Below are 24,746 nucleotides of genomic sequence, written 5' to 3'. Positions count from 1 at the left end.
ACCCTCGTCATCGAGGCACCCGCACAAGTGCCGGAGAGACTGGTGAACCTCCTCGAGCGACGCAGGCTCCTGCTGGAGAGCAGTGGTCTCACCGTCCTGCCCGACACCGACCAGGAGATCCGGCCGAGTCCGCAGAAGGTGTGGCAAGGCGTCGCGGGGTTCCTGGTCGAGCCCGACGTCAGCGTTCCGACCGCGCGGCCGGACTGGGCCGAGCAGGTCGACACGCGTTGGCGCGAACTCGCCCGCCGGCACGGCCTGATCGGCCCGGACGGCACCTTCCTCATCCATGTCGGCGCCCGCGGCCTCGGGGGCCTCGGCTGGGCCCGGGTCCGCCGGCAGGACGACGCCCGCCTCGCGGCGACACTGACCGACGGGCCCGGGCAGCCGGAATTCGTGACGATGTCCTGCGACGGTCGCACGGCCTGTGGCGTCACGACCGAGGAGGACAGCATCTGGCTCGTCCGCACCGACTCGGAGCCGGACGGCTGAGAGCCGCGATCCTGCTCGGACTCAGATCGCGATGAGCCGTACGCGAGGTCCGCAGAGCCTGGCCAAGTCGTCGACATCCGAGGTGAGTACGGCCACCGGCCCTGCCTGCCGCGGTGCCATCTCGGTCACGGTCACATGCTTCCGGTCGTGCAGGCCCGCCCGTTTCAACTGCTCGGCCGAGGCCTGGCGGCCCAATCGGTGACCGGCTCCACTCGGTGGAGCCTCGTTCGCCCATCGCGGTCCGACCTGCGAGGACGCTCCGTCGCGGGTCAGATCGGCTCGACGGCGATGCGGCCGTGGCACAGGCGGCGCAGACCATCGACATCGCTGGTCACAACAGTCACGTCGCCGTGCTCCGCGTGCGCGGTGGCTGCGAGTATGGCGTCGGTGGCGTACTTATGGCCGTGAAGCCCCTCGGCTGCCAGTAGCTTGCCTGCCGCTCGCGCGATGTCCTCCGTGATGGGGCGCACCTTGGTGAGGGAGACGGCGTGGTCGAATGCCGCCTGCGGCACCTTGGGGTCACGCGCCTCCACCAGTGTGGCCGCACTCGTCACCACCAGAAGATCCAGCGTGCGGGTGACGTCGAGCCACACCGTCATGTCACGATGCCGCCGGGAGAGCTTCGACAGGGCCTTGCTGTCGAGAACGAGGGTGCCGCTCACGCGGCGTCCGCCGGAGCGGAGTCTCCGCGGTGAGCAGCATGGTGTGAGCGGATGCGTTCGGCCTTGGCCGCCGCGTCGGCCGGATCCACCGGCCCGTGCTCGGCTTCGGCCTCCTTGATGTACTCGTCGATGGCTTCGCGCTGGAGCTGTCGCTGCACAGCCTCCTCGATGTACGAGGAGATGCCCTGCTTGCCGGCCCGCGCGCGAATCGCCTCCAGGGTCTCGGCTCGCAGGGAGACGCTGGTGACTCGAGTCTTGCCAGGTCGAGGTGTACTCATACCGAAAATGTAGTACATGATGTGTGAGGCTGTCGGTGGTCGGCTCCGGAGTCATCGACCACACCCCTGATCTCGATGCACGTAGGGTCGGCAGCATGCGACTGAGCACCGTGATCCTCCCCATCCACCGGTGGGGCGAGGGACAGAAGATCTGGCGGCGGGCCGAGGACCTCGGCTTCCACGCCGCGTACACCTACGACCACCTCTCGTGGCGGTCGTTCCGGGAAGAGCCGTGGTTCGGGGCGGTGCCCACCCTGACCGCTGCCGCGACCGCCACCGAGCGGATCCGCCTCGGCACCCTGGTGACCTCGCCGAACTTCCGCCACCCGGTCACCCTGGCCAAGGAACTGCTGACCGTCGACGACATCTCGGACGGCCGGCTGACGGTCGGCATCGGCGTCGGCGGCGTCGGCTTCGACGCGACCGCGATGGGCCAGGAGGCCTGGTCGCCGAAGGAGCGGGCGGACCGGTTCGGGGAGTTCCTGCCGCTGCTGGACCAGCTGCTGACCGAGGACTCGACCACCTCCGAGGGCCGCTACTACTCGGCCGTCGAGGCCCGGAACATCCCCGGCTGCGTGCAGCGGCCGCGGGTGCCGTTCTACGTCGCCGCCACCGGCCCGCGCGGGCTCAAGCTCGCCGCCCAGTACGGCCAGGGCTGGGTGACCTACGGTGACCCGCGCGGCCCGGCGGACGTCCCGGTGGACCAGGCACCCGCCGTGATCGCCGGACAGCTGGCCAAGCTCGCCGCCGCCTGCGAGGAGCGCGGCCGGGACGTCGCGGAGCTCGAGAAGGTCCTGCTCCAGGGGTCGACCGCGGAGCGGCCGCTGGCCTCGCTGGACGCCTTCGTCGACTGGGCCGGCACCTACCAGGAGATGGGCATCACCGAGCTGGTGGTCCACTGGCCGGTACCCGACTCGATCTTCGCCAACGACCTCGCGGTCTTCGAACGGATCGCCACCGAGGGCCTGGCCCAGCTGGGTTGACCTGCGCCTGAACCCCTCAGGGGCGGCGCCCCGGCGCAGTCGGGTGGCCACCACGTGGCCACCCGATTGCGGTTCGATCACGACGTGTCCGATTGATGGCCCATTGGGCCGACTTTCGCTGGGAATGCGGTTGTTGCACCGGTCAGCGGACTCTCATAATTCCAGCTGACACGCGTGTCGGTCGGCTGCACGGGAGCACCGGGGGAGGCCCCGAGGGGCCGCGGTCCGAACGCGGAACAGACCGTTCTGCCTGGGGGGAGTCCCTTGACCGTGCCCGAAGACAGCCCTGAGGCCGAATCGGCTGCCAGCGAGAGCCCGGTGACGGCGCTCGAGCCCGCGCCCGAGCCCGAGGCCGCGCCGGCGCCCGAGGCCGCGCCGACGTCGCAGCCCGCCCCCGAGGTCCCGTACCCGGCCCCCGTGCCCGTCCCAGCGCCCGGCCTGGTGCTGACGCCGGAGCAGGAACCCCGCCGTGCCCCGGGCCGGGCCGCCCGCGTGACCCTCGCGGTGGTCGGCCTGCTGGCCGTCACCGCCGCCAGCACCGTGGTGACGGTCGCCGTCGGCAAGCCGGACGGCAAGCCCCGCGCCGCCGCGGCCGCCCCCGCCGCCGCGCCCGCTGCGTCCGCCTCCGCGACCCCGTCGCCGAGCCCGACCCCGTCCCCCACCCCGTCGGCGAGCACCCCGCCGCCCCCGCCGAAGCCCAGCAGCACCCTGCACGGCACCGTCAACGGCGACCGCCACGGCGGCGACCTGCGGTTCTTCCTGGTCCCGATGCCCGACGGCGCCGAGTCGTACGGCTCGGCGGACGGCATCCAGCTGAGCACCAAGGAACTGTGCGAGGAGTTCGGCAACGCCGACGAGATGCCGGAGATCCTCAAGTCCTACGGCTACCAGGACGACGCGGCCGAACGGCGTTACCGCACCGCAGACGGCAAGCAGGAGGTGCTGGTCCGGATGCTGCGCTTCAAGAACAGCAGCATGGCCAGGGAGTTCGCGAAGGGCATGACCTTCGACTCCGGCGACTCCTTCGACGTCGACGGCGACAGCAACGCCAAGGGTGTGCTGATGAAGCCCGAGCAGGAGGCCTGGACCGGAAAGCTGGTCGGCGTCTCCTCCATCGGCGACATCGAGTACCAGGTCTCCGTCTACGTGAAGGGCACCCCGGACAAGGCCCTGCTGGCGGACGCGATGAAGCGTCAGCGCGAACGGCTGGGCTCCGGTGGCTGAGCCGCGACCGGCCGAGCAGCCGGACCCCGTACCTGACGCGACCTCATCTGCCCAGGAGCACCTAGTGACCACCGAAACCCCGGAGCCGGCACCGGCTCCCGAGGCACCGGCGGCGCCGCCCGGCCCGCCGGCGCCCGCCGACGCGCAGCCCGCCCCCGCCGGGGCCACCATCACCGTCACCGACGTCGTCGAGGCCGGAACCGAGCCGGGAACCCAGGCCGGGACCGAGGCCGATGCCGATGCCGATGCCGATGCCGATGCCGGGACCGGTGCCGAGACCGGGTCCGCCGCGCCCGCGCGCCGGATCAGCACCGCGCGCCTGATGGTGGCCGCCCTGCTGATCGGCCCGCTGCTCGGCGCCGTCGGCGGCTACGCCATCCAGGCCGGCCGCGCCCCGACGCCCCTGCCGCCGCTGCAGGTCGGCGCCCCGCACTACCCCGCCACCACGCTGGACGAGCAGGCCGCAGCGGCGGCCCGGCCCAAGCCGCTGGTGGTCGACGGCGACCTGCGCAAGCTGCTGATCAGCAAGCCGGACGGCGCCGAGCAGTGGGACGACTTCGGCTACGGCGACGACTCCGGCTGGATGTCGATCGGCGAGAAGGCGCTCTCCTACGGCGGCGCCGACCGCCGCTTCCGCTCGATGCTCCAGGCGGGCTTCCGCCGGGACGCCTTCCTGGCCTGGCGGAAGGGCGAGACCAAGTACCTGGTCGAACTCATCCAGTACGACGACGACTCCAGCCAGTCGGCGGTCGCCGACATCAACGAGGCGGCGGACGGGCAGCCCCTGGACGGCGGCACCATCAACGGGTACTACAGCGCGTCCGACAAGCAGCTCACGTACGCCGAGAGCACCGAGAAGTACTACTACGGGGAGGCGGTCGCCCGGCGCGGCACCGTCGCGATGGTGATCACCGTCTACTCCCCGACCCAGGTCAACGGCGATGAGCTCAAGGCCCTCGCCAAGCTGCAGTGGGAGCGGCTGGTATGAGTGAGTCCGCAGTGAACCCGGGTACGGCCGAGCCGTCGCCCACCGCCGTCGAGCCCACCGTCGTCGAGGCCGCCCCCGCGCTCCCGGCACCCGGTCCGACCGAGAGCCCGACCGAGAGCCCGGCCGCTGCTTCGGCCGGCGTCCCGGCCGACGACGTCCCGGCCGGTGCCTCGGCCGACGCCCTGACCGGCGCTCAGGCGGATGCCCCCGCGCCCGCCTGGCCGTCCGCGCCCCGGACCGCACCGCGCGCCCCCTTCGCCGTCCGCGCCGGTGCCGCCGTGGTGGCTGCCGCGCTCGTCGGTGTCGGCCTCGGCCTCGGCATCCTCAAGGCCGGGTACGGCGAGAGCGACACCACCCCGGTGGCGGCCGCCGCTACCGCGAGCCCGTCCGCCGCACCGAGCCCCTCCTTCGGCGCCAAGTCCAACGGCAGCCACTTCGGTTCGATGCGCGACCTGCTGCTGCCGGTGCCCGCCGGCTACCGGCTCGGACCCGACTCCGGCGCCTACGGCAACGACACCGAACTGACCGAGGACCAGCGCAAGGCGTGGGTCGAGGACGACGTCCGCGCACTGCCGCCCAAGCTCCAGGACCTGGTCCGCAAGGTCTGGCAGGACACCCCGCTCAAGGGCGCCGGCGTCCGCACCCTGGTGTCCGGCGACTCCGGCACGGTGATCACGGTCTGGCTGCTGCAGTACCACCAGGAGGCCGTCCAGGCGGACAACGCCTGGGAGCAGGCGCTGGGTTCGGACTCGGGCCTGTTCCGGATCGGTCCGGACATCCCGGGCCACGCCGAGGCGCACTGCTACCTCCCGCACCTGCCGCCGGGCTCCCTGGTGGACTCCCTGTCCTGCTCCGCGGCCGAGGGCGACCTCCGCGTGGTGGTGCGGGTCGAGGGCGTCGCCCCGCTGCCCAAGGACAAGGTCGTCACCATCTTCACCCAGCAGCTCGACCGGCTGGCCCGCCCAGGAGCGTCCGTATGACCGACACCACCGCACCCGAGCCCGGGCAGCCGCAGAGCACCGAGGCCACCCCGCTGCCCGAGCAGTTCCGCAAGGCCGAGCAGCAGCCCGCCACCGCCGGGGCCCAGACTCCCCAGGACGCCCACGCACCGGCCGAACCGGCCGAACCGGCCGCGGACGCGGACGCGGTTCCCCCGCACACCCCGGCCCCCGAGCAGCCGTGGGGGCCGCCGCCGATCGGTGAGCCGACCCTGGACGCCTGGTCGCTGTCGGCGGAGGCCCTCCAGGCCGAACAGGCCCGCCGGCCGCGCCGCACGGCCATGCTGCGCTGGGGCGGCGCGGCCGTGATCGCGGTGCTCACCGCCACCGCCGCGGCCGTCGCGGTCACCACCCCCGACCGGACCAGCCTGCCGGGCCTGCGCACGCCCAACGACGGCCGGTACGCATTCCCGCAGCTCACCCTGCCGCCGCTGCCCTCCGGCAAGGCCGAGCCCGCCAAGGCGGGCCTGCACCGGCACTACGCGGACCTGCGGCAGCTGCTGCTGCCCGCCCCGGCCGGCGCCACCCTCGAACAGCCCGCCACGGCCTCGGCCGGCGCCGCGGCGAGCGGCAGCCCGACCGCCGCCGCCCCGAGCCCGGCGGCCTCGGCGGCTCCGGCCTCCCCGGGCGCGCCGGGCACCCCTGGTGACGGCCCGTCCGCCACCGCGAGCCCGACCACCGCCGCAGCCGTACCGGCCGCGGCCTGGTCCGACTGCAACGACTTCGCGGCCACCGACAAGAACGCCCCGAAGATCACCGCGTCCCTCCTGGAGAGCGCCTGCCTGGCCGCCACCAAGCGGGTGTGGACCGGACCCGACGGCACCCGTACCGAGATCTGGCTGCTGCGCTTCGGTTCCAACACCGAGGCCAACCGCTTCTACGAGCGCGCCGGGACCAAGTCGGAGCCCAAGGACGCCGCTCCGCTCAAGCGTTCCGGCCTGGTCTTCCAGTCGATGCCGACGGTCGCCTCGCAGGCCCGCGCGGCCGATGAGAAGGCGGACGGCCGGCCGGTCGCCGAGGCGGCCGACATCGCGGCCGGCGACGTGGTCGCCCGGATCGTCATGACCAACCCCAAGGGCGTCCAGGAACAGGCGTTCCGGCAGGTGACCGTCCTCCAGGCCGACCTGCTGGCCTGACCTGCCGGCCCCGGCCGGCGCGCGGCCGCAGCCACGCCGACGACCGTGCGCGGACGGCGCTGCCCGCAGGTGACCCGACGCGGTCGCAGGCACGGTAGCCGGCACGCAGACGGCCGGGCCTCCGCCCCTTAGGGGCAGGCCCGGCCGTGTCATACCGCAGGACGACCGAGCGCTCAGCATCCCAGCTCATGCCCGGCGCACCGGCCGGCCACTACGTTGGTCGATGTGTCCACTGTCATCAAGACGGACGGCCTCACCAAGAGGTTCCCCCGGGTCACCGCTCTCGATCAGCTCACCGTGGAGGTGCAGCCCGGAGTGGTCGGTCTGGTCGGTTCGAACGGCGCGGGCAAGTCCACACTCATCAAGATCCTGCTCGGGCTCTCCCCGGCCACCTCCGGCACCGGCCAGGTCCTCGGCCTGGACATCGCCACCGAGGGCCCGGCGATCCGCGAACGGGTCGGCTACATGCCCGAGCACGACTGCCTGCCGCCCGACGTGTCGGCGACGGAGTTCGTGGTCCACATGGCCCGGATGGCCGGCCTGCCGGCCGCCGCCGCCCGCGAACGGACCGCCGACACCCTGCGTCACGTCGGCCTCTACGAGGAGCGGTACCGCCCGATGGGCGGCTACTCGACCGGCATGAAGCAGCGGGTGAAGCTGGCCCAGGCGCTCGTCCACGACCCGCAGTTGGTGCTGCTCGACGAGCCGACCAACGGCCTCGACCCGGTCGGCCGCGACGACATGCTGGCCCTGATCCGCCGGGTCCACTCCGACTTCGGCATCTCGGTCCTGGTCACCACCCACCTCCTCGGCGAACTCGAACGCACCTGCGACCACCTGGTGGTGATCGACGGCGGCCGACTGCTGCGTTCCTCCTCCACCGCTTCCTTCACCGAGGCGACCCAGCTGCTCGCGGTCGAGGTCACCGACCACCCCGACGACCAGTCCCTGGACGCGGACCGCGCGGTCCGCGAGCGCCTCGCGGCCGCCGGGCTCACCGTCCGGCCGGACGGCTCCCGGATCCTGCTGGTCGAGATGGCCGGCGAGGACACGTACGACACCATCCGCGACACCGTGGCCGGTCTGGGACTCGGGCTGATCCGCCTGGAGCAGCGCCGCCACCGGGTCGCCGAGATCTTCACCGCCGCCGCACCCGGGGCCCAAGCCAACCCGGCCACCCCGGCCGACCCGGCCGACCCGGCCCCCGGGGCCGACCCGCAGACCGCAGACCCGCAGGCAGGAGGTGCTCCCGATGTCGTTGCCTCCTGAGCCCAGGACCGCGCCCGACAGCGGCGTCATCCACAACATCGGCTACCGCGGCTACCAGGGCCCGCGGCTGGGCCGCTCGTACGCCACCCGCTCGCTGTTCGTGCAGAGTCTGCGCGGCGCGTACGGGCTCGGCCGCTCCGGCAAGTCCAAGGTGCTGCCGATGCTGATCCTCGGCGGGCTGGGCGCCATCGCGCTCATGATCGTCACCGCCACGCTGATCGCGAAGCAGCAGAAGCTGCTGATGGACTACACCGCCTTCCTCTCCACCTTCGGCCTGCTGATCACCATCTTCCTGGCCGCCCAGGCGCCCGTCCTGATGTCCCGGGACCTGCGCCACAACACCGTGCCGCTGTACTTCTCCCGGCCGATCACCCGGGGCGACTACGTCCGCGCCAAGTTCGCCGCGATGACCGCCGCGATGCTGATCCTGATGGTGACGCCGCTGCTGGTGCTCTACATCGGGGCCGTCCTCGGCAAGCTCCCCTTCGGCACCAACACCGAGCACTTCCTCTACGCCCTCGTCGCGGCGGTGCTCTACGCGGTGCTGTTCGCCGCCATCGCCCTGCTGATCGCGGCCGCCACCCCGCGTCGCGGCTTCGGCGTCGCGGCCATCATGGGCGTGCTGGTGGTCAGCAACATCCTGGCCACCATCGCGTTCGGCATCAACGGCGGCTTCGAGGGCCGGGACTCCGCCAACTGGGTCGCCCTGCTGTCCCCGCAGATGCTGGTCGAGAGCGTCGTCAACCGGACCTTCGGCCTCGGCGGCGACGGCGCGGTCATCCACGCCCCGAGCACCTTCGCGGCCGTGGTCTTCGGGGTCGAGATCGTCACCATCGCGGTGCTGTGCTACGTGTCCCTGCTCCGCCGCTACCGGAAGATCTGAGGGGACGTCATGGCTGTCATCACGATCGACAAGGTCTCCCGCTGGTTCGGCAACGTGGTCGCCGTCAACGACATCAGCATGCGGATCGGCCCGGGTGTCACCGGACTGCTCGGCCCGAACGGCGCCGGGAAGTCGACCCTCATCCACATGATGAGCGGCTTCCTCGGCCCCTCCGCCGGTGAGGTGACCCTGGACGGCGCACCGATCTGGCGCAACCAGCAGGTCTACCGGCAGATCGGGCTGGTCCCCGAGCGCGAGTCGATGTACGACTACCTGACCGGCTGGGAGTTCGTCCTCGCCAACGCCGAACTGCACGGCCTCACCGACCCGGGCGCGGCCGCCCGCCGGGCCCTCGCCCTGGTCGAGATGGAGTACGCCCAGGACCGCAAGGCCGGTACCTACTCCAAGGGCATGAAGCAGCGCGTCAAGATGGCTTCCGCCCTGGTCCACGACCCGGACGTGCTGCTGCTCGACGAGCCGTTCAACGGCATGGACCCGCGCCAGCGGCTCCAGCTGATGGAACTCCTGCGCCGCTTCGGCGCCGACGGCCGCACCGTGCTCTTCTCCTCGCACATCCTGGAGGAGGTCGAACAGCTCGCCCGCCACATCGAGGTCGTGGTGGCCGGCCGGCACGCGGCCTCCGGCGACTTCCGCAAGATCCGCCGCCTGATGACCGACCGCCCGCACCGCTACCTGGTCCGCTCCAGCGACGACCGCAAGCTGGCCGCCGCCCTGATCGCCGACGGCTCCACCGCCGGCATCGAACTCGACGGCCAGGAGAAGGCGCTGCGCATCCAGGCGGTCAACTTCCAGGGCTTCACCACTCTTCTGCCCAAGGTCGCCCAGCAGGCCGGCATCCGGCTGTACACCGTCTCCCCGGCGGACGAGTCGCTGGAGAGCGTCTTCTCCTACCTCGTCTCCACGTGACCCCCGGCCGGTCGCGGACCGCGGGCTCCTAGTGACCCCCGGCCCGCGGCGGGCCCACCCCCGGCGGCCTCCCGCTCGTGAGACCGCCAGAACGCCGCCAGAAGGGCTGGAACCCATCGTGAACCCGACCGTCGCCAGGCTGACCGTGCGCGGCCTGCTCGGCCGCCGCCGCGGCATCCTGCTGCTGGTGGTCCCCGCCGTGCTGCTGGTGATCTCCCTGCTCGCCCGCGGCTCCGGCCAGGACAAGCACGACCTGGCCGCCAGCATCCTCGGCCAGCTCTCGCTCGGCACCCTGGTGCCGATCCTCGGCCTGGTGGTCGGCACGGGTGTGATCGCGACCGAGATCGACGACGGCTCGATCGTCTACCTGCTCTCCAAGCCGCTGCCCCGCTGGCAGATCATCACCACCAAGCTGGCCGTCGCCATCGCGACCACCTGGGCCTTCGCCGCCCTCCCGACCCTGCTGGCCGGCCTGATCGTCTACGGGCCCGGCGACGGACTCGCGGTCGGCTACGCCGTCGGCGCACTCGTCTCCGGAGCCGTCTACAGCGCGCTCTTCCTGCTGCTCGGCGTGGCCACCCGGCACGCCGTGGTGGCCGGACTGGCCTACGCACTGGTCTGGGAGAGCCTGGTCGGCAACTACGTCGACGGAGCCCGCACGCTGAGCGTCCAGCAGTGGGGCCTGTCGGTCGCCCGGTCGGTCGCCTCGGACGGCATGATCAACTCGGACGTGGCGCTCGGCACCGCCGTGCCCCTGCTCATCGGCGTGGCCGTGGCCGCCACCGTGGCCGCCTCGGTCAAACTCGCCGGCCTCACCCTCGTCTCGGAGGAGTGACACCCGCCCGGCCGCCGCGCACCCGCGCGCGGCGGCCGGGCGCGGCGGCCGGTCCCGGGCGGGCCCGTCAGACCGTACGGTTGCGGCCCGCGCCCCAGCCCGCCACGGCCGCGGCCCCGGCCAGGACCAGCATCAGGACCAGCGGTACCGTCCAGCCCCCCGTCACCTGGTGCAGCGCACCCGCACCGACCGGGCCGGACGCCGCCACCAGGTACCCGACCGCCTGGCTCATCCCGCCCAGCCGGGCGGCACCCGCCGGGGTACCGGTCCGCAGCACGATGAACGCCAGCGCCAGGCCGAACGAACCGCCCTGCGCCACACCCAGCACCGCCGCCGCGGCCCACGCCCCGGACACCGGGGTCAGCAGCAGCAACGCGATACCGGCCGCGTTCAACCCGGCCATCGCCACCGCCAGCCCACGCTGACGGGTCATCCGGCCCGCCAGCAGCGGCACCAGGAACGCCCCCGCCACCTGCAGCAGGTTGCTGAACGCGAAGACCAGACCCGCCTCGCCGCGGTCCATCCCGTGGTCGGCCAGGATCGTCGGCAGCCACGCCACCAGGACGTAGACCAGCAGCGACGAGATACCCATGAAGGCGCTGATCTGCCAGGCCAGCCCGGACCGCCAGACACTCCCGGTCCCGGCGGCGGGCTGCCCCGCCCCCGAAGCCGCCGCCGGACCGGCGACCGGACCCGCGACCGGCACCCCACCGGCCGCATCCGCAGGCCGTACCGTGCCCGCGGGCCGCACGGCGCCAGCAGCCTGGCGGGACCGCAGCAACTGCGGCAGCCAGGCCAGCGCCGCCACCACCGCCAGCAGCGACCACGCGCCGAGCGAGGCCTGCCACCCGCCGCCCAGCGCCTTCTCCAGCGGCACCGACGAGGCAGCCGCCAGCGTGGCGCCCACCAGCGTCGCCGTCGAGTACAGGCCGGTCGCCGCCGCCGCCCGGTCGGGGAACTCCCGCTTCACCAGGCCCGGCATCGAGACGTTCAGCACCGCGATGGCCACCCCGATCACCACGCACCCGAGGTACAGCGCGACCGCCGACGGCAGGACCCGCACCAGCACCCCCGCGCCCAGCGTGAGCACCGCCCCCAGCACCACCCGCTCGGTACCGAACCGCCGGGTCAGCCGGGGAGTCAGCGGCGCGCCGACTCCCTGGAACAGCGCCGGCACCGTCGTGATCAGACCGCTCGCGGTCGCCGACAGGTGGAAGGTCTGCTGGATCTCCGCGAGCACCGGCGCGACCGCCGCCAGACAGGCCCGCATGTTCAACGCGACCAGCACGATGCCGGTCAGGAACAGCGCGGGGTGCGCGAGCTTCGTGCGAGTACGGAGGGAAGTGGTGGCAACCGGCTGCTGGGTGCGGGTGACCGACATCAGGTGGTGCTCTCTCTGGAACGGGCGAGTCAGTGGCGGGCGGAGTGCGCCGACGGCGGTGATGGCACCGGGCGCGGTGGCGGGCAGCGCGGCGACAGGAGTCCGGGGGCCGTTACGGTCTTCGTCCGTACGGTCGCGCTCCGGCGGGCCGGGCGGCGCCGCGCCCCTACTTCCGGGCGGCGATGGCGGCGAGCAGCTGCTCCACGGCGGCCGTCGGCTCCGCGAGCAGCTCGCGACAGGCCGTCTCGGCGCGGTCGGGATCGCCGCTCTCGATGGCGTCGACCAGCGCCGCATGCGTCGCGATCACCACCTCGGGCATCTCGTGGTCCCCGAACGCCGCCCGCATCGACTCCCGCACCGACGCACCGAAGTACCGGTAGACCTCACCCAGCGCAGGGTTGTGCGCGGCGTCGACCACGGCGGTGTGGAACTCCAGGTCGTGCTCGACGGTCGCCTCGCGGCCGGTCCGCTCGGGATGCGCCGCGAGCACCTCGGCCTCGCGAGCCAGCGCGGCCCGCATCCGGGCGATGTCCTCGGGGGTGTGGCGGACGGCGGCCAGCCTGGCCGCCTCGGCCTCGAGCGCGGCCCGGACCTCCAGCACGTCCCGCACACCCGACCGCTGCACGCCCCGCAGGACGGCCGCCGGGTCGCTGGTGCTGCGCACGAACGTGCCCTCACCCTGCCGGGAGACCAGCATCCCGGCGTGGACCAGTACCCGGATCGCCTCCCGCACGGTGTTGCGGCCGACCTGCAGACGCTCGGCCAACTCGTGCTCGCTGGGGATCTTCGTCCCGACCGGCCAGGTTCCCGCGCTCAGCTGCTCCCGCAGCTGCTCGATCGCCGCGTCCACCAGGGAACGGCGTCCGGCGGCCTGCAGGCCGTCCTGGGTACCGGTCACGGGACACGTCCTTCCTGGTCGGGTCGGGCCGAACGGGCCGGGCCGGGCCACGGGCGTGCGGACCGGGGCCGGGGGCTCGGCGGGGGCTTCCGGAGGTCATCCTACAAGTGCTTGCCCGGTCATCCTACAACTGGCTGGGCGTGTCGCCGTTGTCGCTCGCGCCGACCAGATGGGACCCGGTGCCGGGGGCACCGGACCCCGGTACCGAACATGGAGTCCTCCCCGGCACGTTGAACGGAGTGAGGCGGGCCACGGGAACCGCCCCGGCGCGGGCTGCGTTTCTCCGATCACCCGTGTACCGATTTTCCGCCCCTCACTGGAGTCAGGCCTCATGGTGTTCAAGAAGCTGCTGGGTGCGCTCGGCGTCGGCGGCCCCACCGTCGACACCGTCCTGTCCACGCCGGTCGTCCAGCCCGGCGGCCTGATCCAGGGGCAGGTCAACCTGGTCGGCGGGACGCAGGACGCCGAGATCACCGGGATCACCCTGACCCTGGTCGCCCGGGTCGAGATCGAGCACGACGAGGGTGAGAGCACGGGCCTGTCCCCGTTCGCCCGGTACGGCGTCAGCGCACCGTTCCGGCTGGCCCCGGGCGAGCAGCGGTCGATCCCGTTCAGTGTCCCGGTGCCCCACGAGACCCCGCTGACCAGCTTCGCCGGCTGGCAGCTGCCCGGGATGGCGGTCGGCGTACGGACCGAGGTCGAGATCAGCGGCGCGCGCGACAAGGGTGACGCGGACCCGCTTGGCGTCGCTCCGCTGCCGCTGCAGCAGCGCGTCCTGGACGCCTTCACCGGGCTCGGGTTCCGGCTGCGCAGCGCCGACCTGGAGGCCGGGCACATCCGCGGCACCGCCCAGCGGCTGCCGTTCTACCAGGAGATCGAGTTCGCGGCGGCCCCGCAGTACGCGCACCTGTGCCACGCGGTGGAGCTGACCTTCGTCACCGACGAGTCCGGCACCGAGGTGGTGCTGGAGTTCGACAAGCGCGGCGGCGACGTGATCCACCAGCACCGCCTCGAGCACTCCGCGGCCGACCAGGACCTCACCCCTGTCGTCGACGGCTGGCTCCAGCAGGTGGCCAAGGGCTACGGCCACGGCGGACACGGCAGCCACGGTGATCATGGTCACAGCGGCCACAGCGGCCACAGCGGCCACAGCGGCCACAGCGGAGCGGGTGCGGCGGCGGTGGGCGCCGCGGCCGGGCTGGTCGGCGGCTTCGTCCTCGGTGAGGCGATGGAAGAAGTCTTCGAGGACTTCTTCGAGGGCTGACCGCCCGGGAGGGGCCCGGGACTCCGGCCGAAACGGTCAGCCCGGGCCCGGCTCGTGACTCCGCAATGATGCCTTTATATGCTCCGCAGAAGTTCTACGCGTCGGTACTGCACTCGGTGCGTTGCTGAGGCTCCGTGTTGCTGCCGTCGGTGAAGGGTGTACGTATGGCAGGCCAGAGGGCGGGGGCGTCCGGCCAGGACGCCGACTGGTGGCGCGACGATGCCCCGGACCACGGTGGCGGCGACTACCGTCACGATGCCCCGCACCGTGACGACGCCCCGCCCGCGGGCGGCGCGTCGGTGGTCGGCCAGCGACGGCGCAGACCGGATCAGGCCCCGGCCGAAGCCGCCCGGACGGGCGGCCGCGCCGAGGCCCGCCGTGCCCAGCAGGGCCGGGGCGGCAACGGCGGTTCCGGCCACGGCGGACCGGGCGGGTCCGGCGGGCCCGCCGGCCAGGCCGGCGGTGGCCGCGCGGCAGCCCGCGCCCGCAAGAAGCCCCGCAACAAGAAGAAGATCATCATCTGGACGGCGGTCGGCGCCATCAGCCTGGTCGCCGCCGCCGGTGGAGCCGTCTACCTCAAGCTCAACGGCAACATCCAGTTCTTCAGCAACGACGCCCTCAGCTCCGACCGCCCGGCGGCCGCCGCCCCCGACGCCCAGGGCCGGACCCCGATCAACGTCCTGCTGATCGGCTCCGACTCCCGGGACGGCGCCAACCGCGACCTCGGCGGCGGAGAGGACGGCGGTGCCCGGTCGGACACCACGATGCTGCTGCACGTCTACGCCGACCACAAGCACGCCGTCGGCGTCTCCTTCCCCCGCGACGCACTGGTCGACATCCCGCCCTGCAAGCTGCCCAACGGCAAGTGGACCAAGCAGCAGAGCGGCGTCATGTTCAACAGCGCCTTCTCGGTCGGCAACACCGACCAGGGAAACCCCGCCTGCACCCAGAACACCGTCGAGAAGCTCACCGGCATCCGGGTCGACCACACCATCGTGATCAACTTCTCCGGGTTCGCCGCGATGACCAGCGCAGTCGGCGGCGTCAACGTCTGCCTGCCGAACGCGATCTACGAAGGCGACCTCAACCCCAACCTCGGCCACAAGGGCAAGCAGCTCTACCCCAAGGGCGAGCAGAAGGTCGAAGGCCAGGCCGCCCTCGACTACGTCCGGCTGCGCCACGGCATCGGCGACGGCTCCGACATCGGCCGGATGAAGCGTCAGCAGGCCTTCATGTCCTCGCTGATCAAGCAGGTCAAGGGCGCCGGCATGGACCCGACGACCCTGCTGCCGCTCGCCGACGCGGCCACCAAGTCGCTGCTGGTGGACGAGGGACTCAACAGCGCGGCCAAGCTGATGAGCTTCGCGCTGACGATGAAGGACATCGACCTCCACAACATCAAGTTCCTGACGACGCCCTGGAAGTTCGACAAGGAACGGGTGGCCCTCGTCTACCCGGACGTCAACCAGCTCTGGGCCGCGCTGAAGGCCGACCGGACCCTGGACGGCCAGGACGCCAGCGGCGGCACCGCGGCCCCGGCGGACAGCTCCCCGGCGGCCCCCACTCCCGCCGCCGACCCGGGCACGGCCGCACCCGCCACCGTCAAGGGCGCCGGCATCAAGGTCGCCGTGTACAACGGCACCACCACCCCGGGCCTCACCACCAAGGCGTCGGCCACGCTCAAGACCTCCAAGTTCACCGTCACCGGCACCGGCAACGCGGCCCAGCAGAATCACGACACCACCGTGGTCCAGTACGGCCCCGGCGAGAAGGCCGGCGCCCAGACGGTCGCCTCCCTCTTCCCCGGCGCCACCCTGGAGGCGAGCAGCAAGTCCGGCATCAGCCTGGTGCTCGGCAAGGACTACGCCTCGGCCAACGGCGGTGCCGCCGGCGCGGGGACCCCCGCCGCCCCCGGTCCGCTGCCCAGCTCGGTCGCCCAGGACGCACGGTCCGCGGACGACGACCCCTGCTCCAACGTCTCGTTCGGCTGACCCCGGCCCGGCCCCGGCGGCCGGGCACCGGCCCTGACGCGAACGGCGACGGGCCCCGCACCCGGTGGAGTGCGAGGCCCGTCGCCGTTCGCGCGCGTCCCCGGCCCGGCTCAGCCGAGCCCGAACACCCGCTCCAGGACGACGGCCACGCCGTCCTCGTCGTTGCCCACCGTCACCTCGTCGGCGACCGCGCGCAGTTGCTCGTGCGCGCCGGCCATGGCCACGCCGTACCCCGCCCAGTTCAGCATCGGGATGTCGTTGGGCATGTCACCGAACGCGATGGTCTGCGCGGCCTTCGCGCCCAGCCGATGGGCGGCGAGCGCCAGCCCGGTGGCCTTGGTCAGGCCGAGCGGCAGGACCTCGACGATCCCGGGTCCCGCCATGGTCACCCCGACCAGCGCACCGGCCACCCGGTGGGCCGCCTCCGCGAGGGCGTCGTCACCGAGTTCCGGGTGCTGGATGTACAGCTTGCTGATCGGAGCGGTGAACAGCCGGTCGGCCGCCACCCGGGCGACCGGCAGGTCCGAACCGATCTTCAACTGGAAGCCCGGACCGGCCAGCACCTCGCCGTCCAGCCCGTCCTGGTTGGCGGCCACCGCGAGCGGACCGGTCTCGGCCTCGATCTTCGCCAGCGCCAGGGCGGCCAGCTGCCGGTCCAGGGTGAGCGAGGTCAGCAGCTTGTGCGCCCCCGCGTCGTACACCTGCGCGCCCTGGCCGCAGACCGCCAGACCCGTGTAGCCGATCTCGTCGAAGACCGGCCTCGCCCACCCCGCCGACCGGCCGGTGACGATGATGTGCCGGGCGCCGGCGGCCGTGACGGCCGCCAGCGCCGCGAGGTTGCGCGCGGAGACCGACTCGGCACTGTTCAGCAGGGTGCCGTCCAGGTCGGTGGCGACCAGCCGGTACGGCAGGTCGCCACCGGGACCGTCGGACGAGGGCGCCGCCGGGGCCTTCGCCGCGGAGCGTCCGGAAGAGGAGTCGGGGCGGTGGCCGGTCGTGCTCATCTTCCGTACGTCTCCATGGAGTTGCCGTGCAGGAGTTGCCTAGCCGCAGCGGCGGTGCGGCGGCGGGGTACTGCTACTTGACGGGCTCGATCACGGTGCGCCCGCCGAGGAACGGCCGCAGCGCCTCGGGGAGGACCACCGAACCGTCCGCCTGCTGGTGGTTCTCCAGCAGCGCCACGATCACCCGCGGCACGGCGACGAGGGTGCCGTTCAGGGTGGCCAGCGGGCGGACCTTGCCCTCCTCGCGCATCCGGATCGACAGGCGCCGGGCCTGGTACTCGGTGGTGTTGGAGGTCGAGGTGACCTCGCGGTACTTGCCCTGGGTGGGGATCCACGCCTCGATGTCGAACTTCCGCGCGGCCGAGGCCCCGAGGTCGCCGGAGGCGACGTCGATCACCCGGTAGGGCAGCTCCAGCGCGTTGAGGAAGTCCTTCTCCCACTGGAGCAGCCGGCGGTGCTCCGCCTCGGCGTCCTCGGGCGTGGTGAAGACGAACATCTCCACCTTCTCGAACTGGTGCACCCGGATGATGCCGCGGGTGTCCTTGCCGTACGTCCCGGCCTCGCGGCGGAAGCAGGAGGAGAAGCCCGCGTAGCGCAGCGGCAGCTTCTCCGCGTCCAGGATCTCGTCCATGTGGTACGCCGCCAGCGGGACCTCGCTGGTGCCGACCAGGTACCGGTCGTCCTCGGCGAGGTGGTACACGTTCTCCGCGGCCTGGCCGAGGAAGCCGGTACCGTCCATGGCCGCCGGGCGGACCAGCGCCGGGGTGATCATCGGGGTGAAGCCCGCGGCGTCGGCCTGCGCCATCGCCATGTTGACCAGGGCGAGCTCCAGCAGCGCGCCGACACCGGTCAGGTAGTAGGAACGGGCACCGGCGACCTTGGCGCCGCGCTCGGTGTCGATCGCGCCCAGGATCTGGCCCAGCTCGACGTGGTCCTTGGGCTCGAAGCCCTCGGCCGCGAAGTCGCGCGGGGTACCGATCTCCTCCAGGGTGACGAAGTCCTCCTCGCCACCCACCGGCGCAGCCGGGTCGATCAGGTTGGCGAGCGAGCGGAGCAGGCGCTCGGCCTCCTCCTTCGCCGCGGCCTGCTCGGCGTCGGCGGCCTTGACCTCCTCCGCCAGCGCCTTGGTCCGCTGGAGCAGGGCGGTCTTCTCGTCGCCCTGGGCCTTGGGGACCTGCTTGCCCAGCGTCTTCTGCTCGTTGCGCAGCTCGTCGAAGCGACTGCCCGAGGACCGACGCCGTTCATCGGCGGAGAGGAGGGCGTCGACGAGCTCGACGTCCTCGCCACGGGCGCGCTGCGAGGCGCGCACTCGGTCAGGGTCCTCACGGAGCAGGCGAAGGTCAATCACGGGAGTCAGCCTACCGGTGAGAGGCTCCCGAGAAGTAAATGGTTTCGGCTCCGCCGGCCGGCGCCGCGGCGGCTGCCCCCGCTCTCTGGCTCCCGCCCGTGGGCCCCGTCCTCGCCGTCCCACCCGGACGCGGTCGGGGCCGGACGCGGTCGGGGCCGGCCGGGGCCCGGCTGGTGACAGCGGGCGGCGGGGCAGTGGCGGTCGGCGGCGGGCGGCGGGCCGCCGGGTACGCGTCGCCCCGGGGCGCGGCGTGTGTCATCCTGCGCCGAGCCGATCGCCGGCCCGGCCCGGCCGTGGGGCCACGGTGAGCTCCAGCCCTGGGGATAACTCGCTCGAACCTGTGGATAACTGCTGTGGGGAACCGGCTGGCGGGCTGTTTTCCACAGGCCGGCCGCGCCGCCTGTGGATTGTGAAGAAGATCCAGCGCGGGAGGCGTCGAACCAGGGAATTGAGGTTCTAAACCTCGATGAGCCTTCTGGACCGAGGTAATTCGCTCGCTCGGACGGGTGACATATCGGCCGAAGGGTGACTCTGGTCCGATTAGTCACCCCTGTGTCGCTAGCTGATGATCTGAACGGGTGTGACTGTGGCTATGCCGTTTTGTCGACTCATCCCCAGGGCTGTGGATAACTTTCCGTCCACACCTCCTGTGGATGGAACTCGGTGCCTGTGGATGACGGAGCCCGACCGTCCGGCCGCGGCGTCCCGCCCGGTCCGGCGTTCACGAAGGGCCACTGCACCACGCAGGTGAACTTACCTGCGTGTCGAAAAATGACGGATCTGAACAGAAAGCGACGTATTCACGTCGCATTGGGACAACCCGCCGCAGCCGTGAAGCCCTCGCCCTCAGGCCTCGCTCTGGCCGGGCTCGGCCTCGGGCCCGGGCCCGAGGCGCGGCGTCCGCCGGTGACGCCGGAGGCTCAGACCTCGTTCAGACCTCGCCGCGACCGTCCAGGCAGCGGGACAGCCAGTCGGCCGCCGCCGCGAACTCGGCGTCCGAGGTGCCGGGCCGGGCCTCCTTTGGGGTGCCCTTGTCCGCCCGCGGGTACGAGCCGAGGAAGCGCACCTGCGGGCAGATCCGCTTCAGTCCCATCAGTGCCTCGCTCACCCGGCGCTCACTGAGGTGCCCCTCGCAGTCGATCAGGAAGCAGTAACTGCCCATGCCCTCACCGGTCGGGCGGGACTCGATCCGCATCAGGTTGATGCCGCGGACGGCGAACTCCTGCAGCAGTTCCAGCAGCGCACCCGGGTGGTCGTCCGGCAGCCAGACCACCATCGACGTCTTGTCGGCGCCGGTCGGCGAGGAGACCCTCCCGGGCCGGCCGACCAGTACGAACCGGGTGGTGGCGTTGGCGGCGTCGTGGATCTCGTTGACCAGGACGTCGAGGCCGTACAGCGGCGCCGCGAACTCGCCCGCGAACGCGCCGTCGAACCGGCCCTCCTGGACCAGCCGCGCGCCGTCCGCGTTCGAGGCGGCCGACTCCCACTGGGCGTCCGGCAGGTTGGCCGCCATCCAGCGGCGGACCTGCGGCTGGGCCACCGGGTGACTGGTGACCGTCTTGACGTCCGACAACTCGGTGCCCGGCCGGACCAGCAGGGCGAACGAGATCGGCAGCAGCACCTCGCGGTAGATCATCAGCGGTGTGCCCGAGGCCAGCTCGTCACTGGTCGCGGTGACCGCGCCCTCGACCGAGTTCTCCACCGGGACGAACGCGCCGGCCGCGTCTCCCGCCCGGACGGCGTCCAGGGCGGCGGGCACCGAGGCGAGCGGCACCAGCTCGCGGGTGGCGGCCTCCGGCAGGGTGCGCAGCGCCGCCTCGGTGAAGGTGCCCGCGGGCCCGAGATAGGTGTAGCGGGTCGCGGACATTGCTGCCTCCGTGCGCGCGGGTGGTGCGGAGCGGGTGGTGCAGAGCGGGTGGTGCGGAGAAGTGCTCGACTTGCCACCTTAGTCACTCGGGTGGGCCGACACGGCGGCGTTCCGCACAGTGGGAAGCCAGCCGCAGGGCCGTCCCGGGGAACGGTCGCCGCAGCCCGCGGAACGCCCGCCGACGGCACAACGGTGCCGGGCCGAGGGGTCGGGGCCCCGCCGGTCAGCCTTCCGGTCAGCCCTCCAGCAGGAACTGCCCGACGTACTCCCCCTCGGCGGCCCCGGGCGGCACCGCGAACAGGGCGCTCGCCTCGTGCCGCAGGAAGCGGGACAGCCCGTCGCCCTTGGCCAGCTTCCGCTGGACGGGAACGAAGCCGCGGGCCGGGTCGGACTGGAAGGCGATGAACAGCAACCCGGCGTCCGGCGAGCCGTCCGGCAGCAGCCCGTCGTGGTACGAGAAGCCCCGGCGCAGCATGGCGGCGCCGCCGTTGGACGCCGGGGCCGCGACCCGGATGTGTGCGTCGGGGGCGATGGCGAACGAGCCGTCCTGGTTGGTGGCGTCCAGTGCGACCGGTGTGGACTCGCTGCCTCCGGACAGCGGGGCGCCGTCCGACTTGCGGCGGCCGATCACCCGCTCCTGGCGGTCCACCGGCAGGTTCTCCCAGTTGTCCAGCAGCATGCGGATGCGGCGGACCACGGCGTACGAGCCGCCGGCCGGCCAGTCGGGGCCGGTGGTGAAGATCCGGGCGGCGAAGTCGGGGTCGGACGGCTTGGGGTTGTTGGTCCCGTCGACCTGGCCCATCAGGTTGCGGCCGGTCATCGGGTGCGCGGTCGCGCCGGGGGTGCGGTGGAAGCCGGACATCTGCCATCGCAGCGTGGCGAGGCCGGCGGCCTGCCGCTGGAGGACGCGCAGCGCGTGGAAGGCCACCAACGCGTCGTCGGCGCCGATCTGCAGCCACAGATCGCCGTCACCGCGCGAGCGGTCGAGGGCGTCGCCGGGGAACTCGGGCAGCGGTGCGAGCGCGGCCGGACGCCGCTCGGCGAGGCCGACCCGGTCGAACAGCGAGGCGCCGAACCCGAAGGTGACGGTGAGCGCGCAGGGACCGGCATCCGACGCGATCTGGTTCTCGTGCTCCCCGGCGGGCTTGCCCGCGGCCAGCAGGGCGGCGGTCGCGGACCACTTCTGCATCAGGCCGCGCAGCCCGTCCCGGCCCGCATTGCCGGCCAGGTCGAAGGCGGCGAGCTGGACCCGGGCCTGCTGGGGTTGGAGGATGCCGGCCTGGTGTTGGCCGTGGAACGGAACCGCCACCGTGCCCAGCGCCGGGGCGGCTGACGTATCCGTGGCGGATCCCTGGGCGGACCCGTGGGCGCGGCGCGTCGTCAGTTGGTGTGCGGCGAACGCCCCGCCCGCCGCGCCGACCGCGAGGCCCGCACCTGCTCCGCCGAGCAGCGTGCGGCGGGTGAGGGGCCGGGCGCCGGGCGCGCCGGGACCTTGGGCGGTCGCGGTGGCGGCGCCGATAGTGGCCCCGTTGGTGCTCTCAGGCTCGGTCTTCTCTTCCACTTCTCACCAACTCGCAAGCTTTCACGCATACGTGACTATTTATCGGAAGGTGAATGCTGCCGACACTGTCAGCGTTCACCGGATCGTCAGCGCCCCCGATCGGGGGAGTGTTCACGATGACGTGAACACTCCCCCAACCCTGAACGCTCGCGGGGCCGTCAATGCTCACAGGGCAGTCAACGCTCGCGGCGCCGTTAACGCTCACCCGCTCGCGAATGCTCACGCCCGCGCACATGCACGCGAACGCCCACCCGCCTGGGCGGCGCCCGCAACGCCAGGCACCCTGCGGCTATCCGACCTTGAGCTGCTGAACCGAGGTCACCTGATCGATGTCCGAGGACCGTACGGTCACCGAGACGACCCAGTTCCCGGCCAGCGGCAACTGCGCGGTGCCGGACCATCGGCCCGTGCCCTCGGCCTTCAATGTCACCGGAAGCGGTCCGAGATCCCGGTCCGGCAGGGTGAAGGCCAGCTCCAGCTCCGGCACCGCGACCGGGTTGCCCGCGCTGTCGTCCAGCTTGAGCTGTACGGCGTTGCTGCCGGTGGCGGCAGGGTTGATGCTGACCGTCGCCGTGCCCTTCGCGTTGCCGGTCCGCCCGCCGGTGTCGTACGGCAGCTTGAGCTCGACCGTGCGTCCGGGAACGGTGCTCGCCCCGGTCCCCGCGGCCGGTCCCGTGCCCGGCGCCGCGCTCTGGGTCTGCCCGGTCGAGGCGACGGCCGAAGCCACCCGTCCGGGAGGTGAGTTGGTCAGCAGCGTGGTGACCACCAGCACGGCCACCGCGACCACCGACTCCACCAGGACCGAGCGCCGCAGTCCGGCCCGGGCCGGTGTGCCGTCCTTCGACCGCCTACTGTTCGCGGCAGCCCGGGCCGCACGCTGCCGCGCCAGCTGGGCCTGCCGCACCGGGTCACCGTCACCCTCGCCGCCTGCGCCGCCTGCGCCGCCTGCGCCGCCTGCGCCGCCTGCGCCGCCTGCGCCGCCTGCGCCGCCTGCGCCGCCTGCCGTGCCGGCCCCGGCCACGGCCCTGCCCTCAGCCCCGGACGCGGATGCCGCCGCTCCAGCTCCAGCCCCAGCCCCGGCCCCGGCTTCGGCCGCCACCTCCGCAGCGCCCTCCGAAGCGCCAGCCGCAGCGCCCTCCGCCAGGCCGTCCACCGCGCCGGACTCGGTCGCGGCCTCCGGTGTCGCCCGGAGCCGGGCGATCCACGAGCGGGAGATCCAGGCCACCCCCACCATCGCGGCGACACAGCCGACCTTGATCAGCAGCAGCCGCCCGTACTCGGTGTCGACCAGCGCGGACCAACTGCCGAGCCCGCGCCACGACTGGTAGACGCCGGTGAGCGCGAGGACTGTGACGCAGACGAATGCCACCTTGGAGAACATCTCGACAGCGGCCAGGCCGATGCCCTGCCGCAGACCGACCAGCAGGGTGGCCAGGCCGCCGAGCCAGCAGGCCATCGCGAGCAGGTGCACGGCGGCCATGGGCAGCGCGAGCCAGACCTGGATGCCGACCGAGGAGTGGTCCGCGCCGACCCAGGTGGCCGACAGTGCGACGGCCAGGACCAGTCCGGCGATCCCGAGTCCGAGCCGGGCATCACGCTCGGGCCGCGCCGCCGCCAGCCGCTCCAACCGTTGCAGCTCGGCTTCCTCCGCATCGGCATCCGGCTCGCCTGCCGGGCGGTTCTCGCCCCCCGAACGGCCACCAGACCCGCCACGGCCGCCCGTACTGCCTGCGCCGCCCGTACTGCCTGCGCCGCCTGCGCCTTCCGCGCCTTCCGACGTCGCCGATCCGGCTGCCCCGGCCGGCTGTCCCAACTGCCCGACCAGCAGCGACAGGAACACCCCGCCCGCCGCCAGCAGCAGCAGCCGGGCGGCCAGTGCGGTGCCGATCCGCTCGTCCAGGGTGCTGCGCACCAACGAGAGGTCCAACGCCTGGGAGAGCCCGGTCCCGCGCTCGTACGGGCCGCGCAGCAGCAGTACGGCGACGGTGGCTACCAGCAGCGCGATCCACCCGGTCATCAGCAGCCGCTGCACCTGCCGTACGGCCGCACCGCGCGGCCAGCACAGCAGCACGAACGCGGCGGTGCCGGCCAGCAGCGCGAAGGCCGCGTAGGCGACGGTCCGGGCGGTGCCGTAGGCGGCGGCGACCAGGCTGTCGGCCTTGGCGCCCTGGACGGCGGAGGCGGACACCGAGGTGTCCGAGGGAGCGCCGATCGAGAACGTGAAGGCGCCGCCGACCGGGTGCGAGTCCTCCGAGACCGCTCGCCAGGCGACGGTGTAGGTGCCGTTGGCCAGGCCGGACTTGAGGCCGACCCGGGCGGTGTCGGCCTTGCCGTCCACGTGCGCGGGGTCACCGGCGTCGACGGCCTGCCCGGACGGGTCGAGGACCCGGACCGAGTCGGGGGAGAGCGAGACACCTTCGCTGAACGTCAGGGTGACGTCGGCGGGAGCGGTCGGTACGACGGAGTTCTGCGTGGGGTTGGTGGACACCAGCGTGGCGTGCGCCGACGCCGTCCCCGCCCCGCCGACCAGCAGCACCACGAGCGCGCCGAGTACGGCCACCAGCGCCCGCAACGCGGACCGGCGCCCCCGTACGGGGACCCGCGTGGCCGTCCTTGCACGCACCACCGTACGTACCCCAGCGTCCACACCCGCGTCCACACCCGCGTCCGGTCCTGCGCCCGGTCCCCGACCCAGTCCCACAGCCACACCCATCACCGTCCTCGTTCCGGCAGCCGTACGCGTTCCCGCGGGCCACAGCA

General features: G+C 72.8%; 21 protein-coding genes. 12 read left to right on the top strand and 9 right to left on the bottom strand.

Annotated elements, in window-relative coordinates; all coding sequences use genetic code 11:
- The first annotated feature begins 42 nt into the window (after positions 1-42).
- Positions 43-489 carry a hypothetical protein gene (locus tag AB0D08_RS14380; protein ID WP_051813826.1) on the top strand — a complete coding sequence of 149 codons (447 nt, stop codon included), beginning with the start codon at positions 43-45 and terminating at the stop codon, positions 487-489.
- 269 nt (positions 490-758) lie between these two features.
- Here the strand turns inward: AB0D08_RS14380 and AB0D08_RS14375 are convergent, their stop codons facing one another.
- Entirely contained in the window at positions 759-1,151 is a 393-nt protein-coding gene (locus tag AB0D08_RS14375; RefSeq protein WP_359888692.1) for a DNA-binding protein, read from the bottom strand.
- The gene (locus tag AB0D08_RS14370) at positions 1,148-1,429 is read right to left on the bottom strand and encodes a hypothetical protein (protein ID WP_359888689.1); all 282 of its coding nucleotides are present in this window, start codon (positions 1,427-1,429) and stop codon (positions 1,148-1,150) included. The genes AB0D08_RS14375 and AB0D08_RS14370 overlap by 4 nt, the downstream gene beginning before the upstream one ends.
- A 95-nt stretch (positions 1,430-1,524) precedes the next feature.
- On the opposite strand from AB0D08_RS14370, the gene AB0D08_RS14365 reads away from it, so the two are divergent.
- From AB0D08_RS14365 to AB0D08_RS14325, 9 genes are all read left to right on the top strand, one after another.
- The gene (locus tag AB0D08_RS14365) at positions 1,525-2,412 is read left to right on the top strand and encodes an LLM class flavin-dependent oxidoreductase (RefSeq protein ID WP_033823631.1); all 888 of its coding nucleotides are present in this window, start codon (positions 1,525-1,527) and stop codon (positions 2,410-2,412) included.
- Positions 2,413-2,730: 318 nt separating this feature from the next.
- The gene (locus AB0D08_RS14360) at positions 2,731-3,636 is read left to right on the top strand and encodes a hypothetical protein (RefSeq protein ID WP_359888686.1); all 906 of its coding nucleotides are present in this window, start codon (positions 2,731-2,733) and stop codon (positions 3,634-3,636) included.
- Positions 3,637-3,700: 64 nt separating this feature from the next.
- A complete protein-coding gene (locus AB0D08_RS14355) occupies positions 3,701-4,624 on the top strand; it encodes a hypothetical protein (protein ID WP_359888683.1) in 924 nt (307 codons plus the stop codon).
- The gene (locus AB0D08_RS14350) at positions 4,621-5,604 is read left to right on the top strand and encodes a hypothetical protein (protein WP_149038477.1); all 984 of its coding nucleotides are present in this window, start codon (positions 4,621-4,623) and stop codon (positions 5,602-5,604) included. Before AB0D08_RS14355 ends, AB0D08_RS14350 begins: the two co-directional genes overlap by 4 nt.
- Positions 5,601-6,758 (top strand): hypothetical protein, encoded by a 1,158-nt coding sequence (locus AB0D08_RS14345; RefSeq protein WP_035981439.1) that lies wholly within the window; start codon positions 5,601-5,603, stop codon positions 6,756-6,758. The genes AB0D08_RS14350 and AB0D08_RS14345 overlap by 4 nt, the downstream gene beginning before the upstream one ends.
- 225 nt (positions 6,759-6,983) lie before the next feature.
- On the top strand, positions 6,984-8,027 hold the full coding sequence (locus AB0D08_RS14340; protein WP_359888679.1) for an ATP-binding cassette domain-containing protein: 1,044 nt from the start codon (positions 6,984-6,986) through the stop codon (positions 8,025-8,027).
- On the top strand, positions 8,011-8,910 hold the full coding sequence (locus AB0D08_RS14335; RefSeq protein WP_033823627.1) for an ABC transporter permease subunit: 900 nt from the start codon (positions 8,011-8,013) through the stop codon (positions 8,908-8,910). The genes AB0D08_RS14340 and AB0D08_RS14335 overlap by 17 nt, the downstream gene beginning before the upstream one ends.
- A 9-nt stretch (positions 8,911-8,919) precedes the next feature.
- Positions 8,920-9,837 (top strand): ABC transporter ATP-binding protein, encoded by a 918-nt coding sequence (locus AB0D08_RS14330; RefSeq protein ID WP_033823626.1) that lies wholly within the window; start codon positions 8,920-8,922, stop codon positions 9,835-9,837.
- Between the two features lie 115 nt (positions 9,838-9,952).
- Complete coding sequence (locus AB0D08_RS14325) at positions 9,953-10,672, top strand: ABC transporter permease subunit (protein WP_033823658.1); 720 nt, start codon at positions 9,953-9,955, stop codon at positions 10,670-10,672.
- Positions 10,673-10,739: 67 nt separating this feature from the next.
- On the opposite strand, the gene AB0D08_RS14320 is transcribed toward AB0D08_RS14325, so the two are convergent.
- A complete protein-coding gene (locus tag AB0D08_RS14320) occupies positions 10,740-12,053 on the bottom strand; it encodes an MFS transporter (protein WP_033823625.1) in 1,314 nt (437 codons plus the stop codon).
- A 166-nt stretch (positions 12,054-12,219) separates the two neighbouring features.
- Complete coding sequence (locus tag AB0D08_RS14315) at positions 12,220-12,951, bottom strand: FadR/GntR family transcriptional regulator (RefSeq protein ID WP_233289269.1); 732 nt, start codon at positions 12,949-12,951, stop codon at positions 12,220-12,222.
- A 331-nt stretch (positions 12,952-13,282) separates the two neighbouring features.
- Here AB0D08_RS14315 and AB0D08_RS14310 point away from each other — a divergent pair, with 331 nt between their 5' ends.
- Together AB0D08_RS14310 and AB0D08_RS14305 are read left to right on the top strand one after the other, a co-directional pair.
- A complete protein-coding gene (locus AB0D08_RS14310; RefSeq protein ID WP_359888675.1) occupies positions 13,283-14,215 on the top strand; it encodes a sporulation protein in 933 nt (310 codons plus the stop codon).
- Between the two features lie 164 nt (positions 14,216-14,379).
- Entirely contained in the window at positions 14,380-16,206 is a 1,827-nt protein-coding gene (locus AB0D08_RS14305) for an LCP family protein (protein WP_149038476.1), read from the top strand.
- 110 nt (positions 16,207-16,316) lie between these two features.
- Here the strand turns inward: AB0D08_RS14305 and AB0D08_RS14300 are convergent, their stop codons facing one another.
- The 5 genes from AB0D08_RS14300 to AB0D08_RS14280 all read right to left on the bottom strand — a co-directional run bounded on the left by AB0D08_RS14300 (position 16,317) and on the right by AB0D08_RS14280 (position 24,609).
- Positions 16,317-17,210, bottom strand: a complete 894-nt coding sequence (locus AB0D08_RS14300; protein ID WP_082526963.1) for an HAD family hydrolase — start codon at positions 17,208-17,210, stop codon at positions 16,317-16,319.
- A gap of 73 nt (positions 17,211-17,283) precedes the next feature.
- Entirely contained in the window at positions 17,284-18,558 is a 1,275-nt protein-coding gene (serS, locus tag AB0D08_RS14295; RefSeq protein WP_082526962.1) for a serine--tRNA ligase, read from the bottom strand.
- A 931-nt stretch (positions 18,559-19,489) separates the two neighbouring features.
- On the bottom strand, positions 19,490-20,425 hold the full coding sequence (pheA, locus tag AB0D08_RS14290; protein ID WP_033823622.1) for a prephenate dehydratase: 936 nt from the start codon (positions 20,423-20,425) through the stop codon (positions 19,490-19,492).
- Between the two features lie 235 nt (positions 20,426-20,660).
- Entirely contained in the window at positions 20,661-21,944 is a 1,284-nt protein-coding gene (gene efeB / locus AB0D08_RS14285) for an iron uptake transporter deferrochelatase/peroxidase subunit (protein ID WP_359888731.1), read from the bottom strand.
- A gap of 331 nt (positions 21,945-22,275) precedes the next feature.
- Positions 22,276-24,609 carry a FixH family protein gene (locus tag AB0D08_RS14280; protein ID WP_359888670.1) on the bottom strand — a complete coding sequence of 778 codons (2,334 nt, stop codon included), beginning with the start codon at positions 24,607-24,609 and terminating at the stop codon, positions 22,276-22,278.
- Positions 24,610-24,746 lie beyond the last annotated feature (137 nt).

The organism is Kitasatospora sp. NPDC048540 (assembly GCF_040651175.1).
In the GTDB taxonomy this organism is placed as follows: Bacteria; Actinomycetota; Actinomycetes; order Streptomycetales; family Streptomycetaceae; genus Kitasatospora.
This window is presented reverse-complemented; position numbering and strand designations above follow the sequence as displayed.

Excerpts from the sequence above, each read along its gene's own strand:
- AB0D08_RS14365 (WP_033823631.1), top strand. The coding sequence starts at position 1,525 with ATGCGACTGAGCACCGTGATCCTCCCCATCCACCGGTGGGGCGAGGGA.
- pheA (WP_033823622.1), bottom strand. The coding sequence starts at position 20,425 with ATGTCCGCGACCCGCTACACCTATCTCGGGCCCGCGGGCACCTTCACC.
- AB0D08_RS14370 (WP_359888689.1), bottom strand. The coding sequence starts at position 1,429 with ATGAGTACACCTCGACCTGGCAAGACTCGAGTCACCAGCGTCTCCCTG.
- AB0D08_RS14335 (WP_033823627.1), top strand. The coding sequence starts at position 8,011 with ATGTCGTTGCCTCCTGAGCCCAGGACCGCGCCCGACAGCGGCGTCATC.
- AB0D08_RS14300 (WP_082526963.1), bottom strand. The coding sequence starts at position 17,210 with ATGAGCACGACCGGCCACCGCCCCGACTCCTCTTCCGGACGCTCCGCG.
- AB0D08_RS14345 (WP_035981439.1), top strand. The coding sequence starts at position 5,601 with ATGACCGACACCACCGCACCCGAGCCCGGGCAGCCGCAGAGCACCGAG.
- AB0D08_RS14305 (WP_149038476.1), top strand. The coding sequence starts at position 14,380 with ATGGCAGGCCAGAGGGCGGGGGCGTCCGGCCAGGACGCCGACTGGTGG.
- AB0D08_RS14310 (WP_359888675.1), top strand. The coding sequence starts at position 13,283 with ATGGTGTTCAAGAAGCTGCTGGGTGCGCTCGGCGTCGGCGGCCCCACC.
- AB0D08_RS14350 (WP_149038477.1), top strand. The coding sequence starts at position 4,621 with ATGAGTGAGTCCGCAGTGAACCCGGGTACGGCCGAGCCGTCGCCCACC.
- AB0D08_RS14320 (WP_033823625.1), bottom strand. The coding sequence starts at position 12,053 with ATGTCGGTCACCCGCACCCAGCAGCCGGTTGCCACCACTTCCCTCCGT.
- AB0D08_RS14330 (WP_033823626.1), top strand. The coding sequence starts at position 8,920 with ATGGCTGTCATCACGATCGACAAGGTCTCCCGCTGGTTCGGCAACGTG.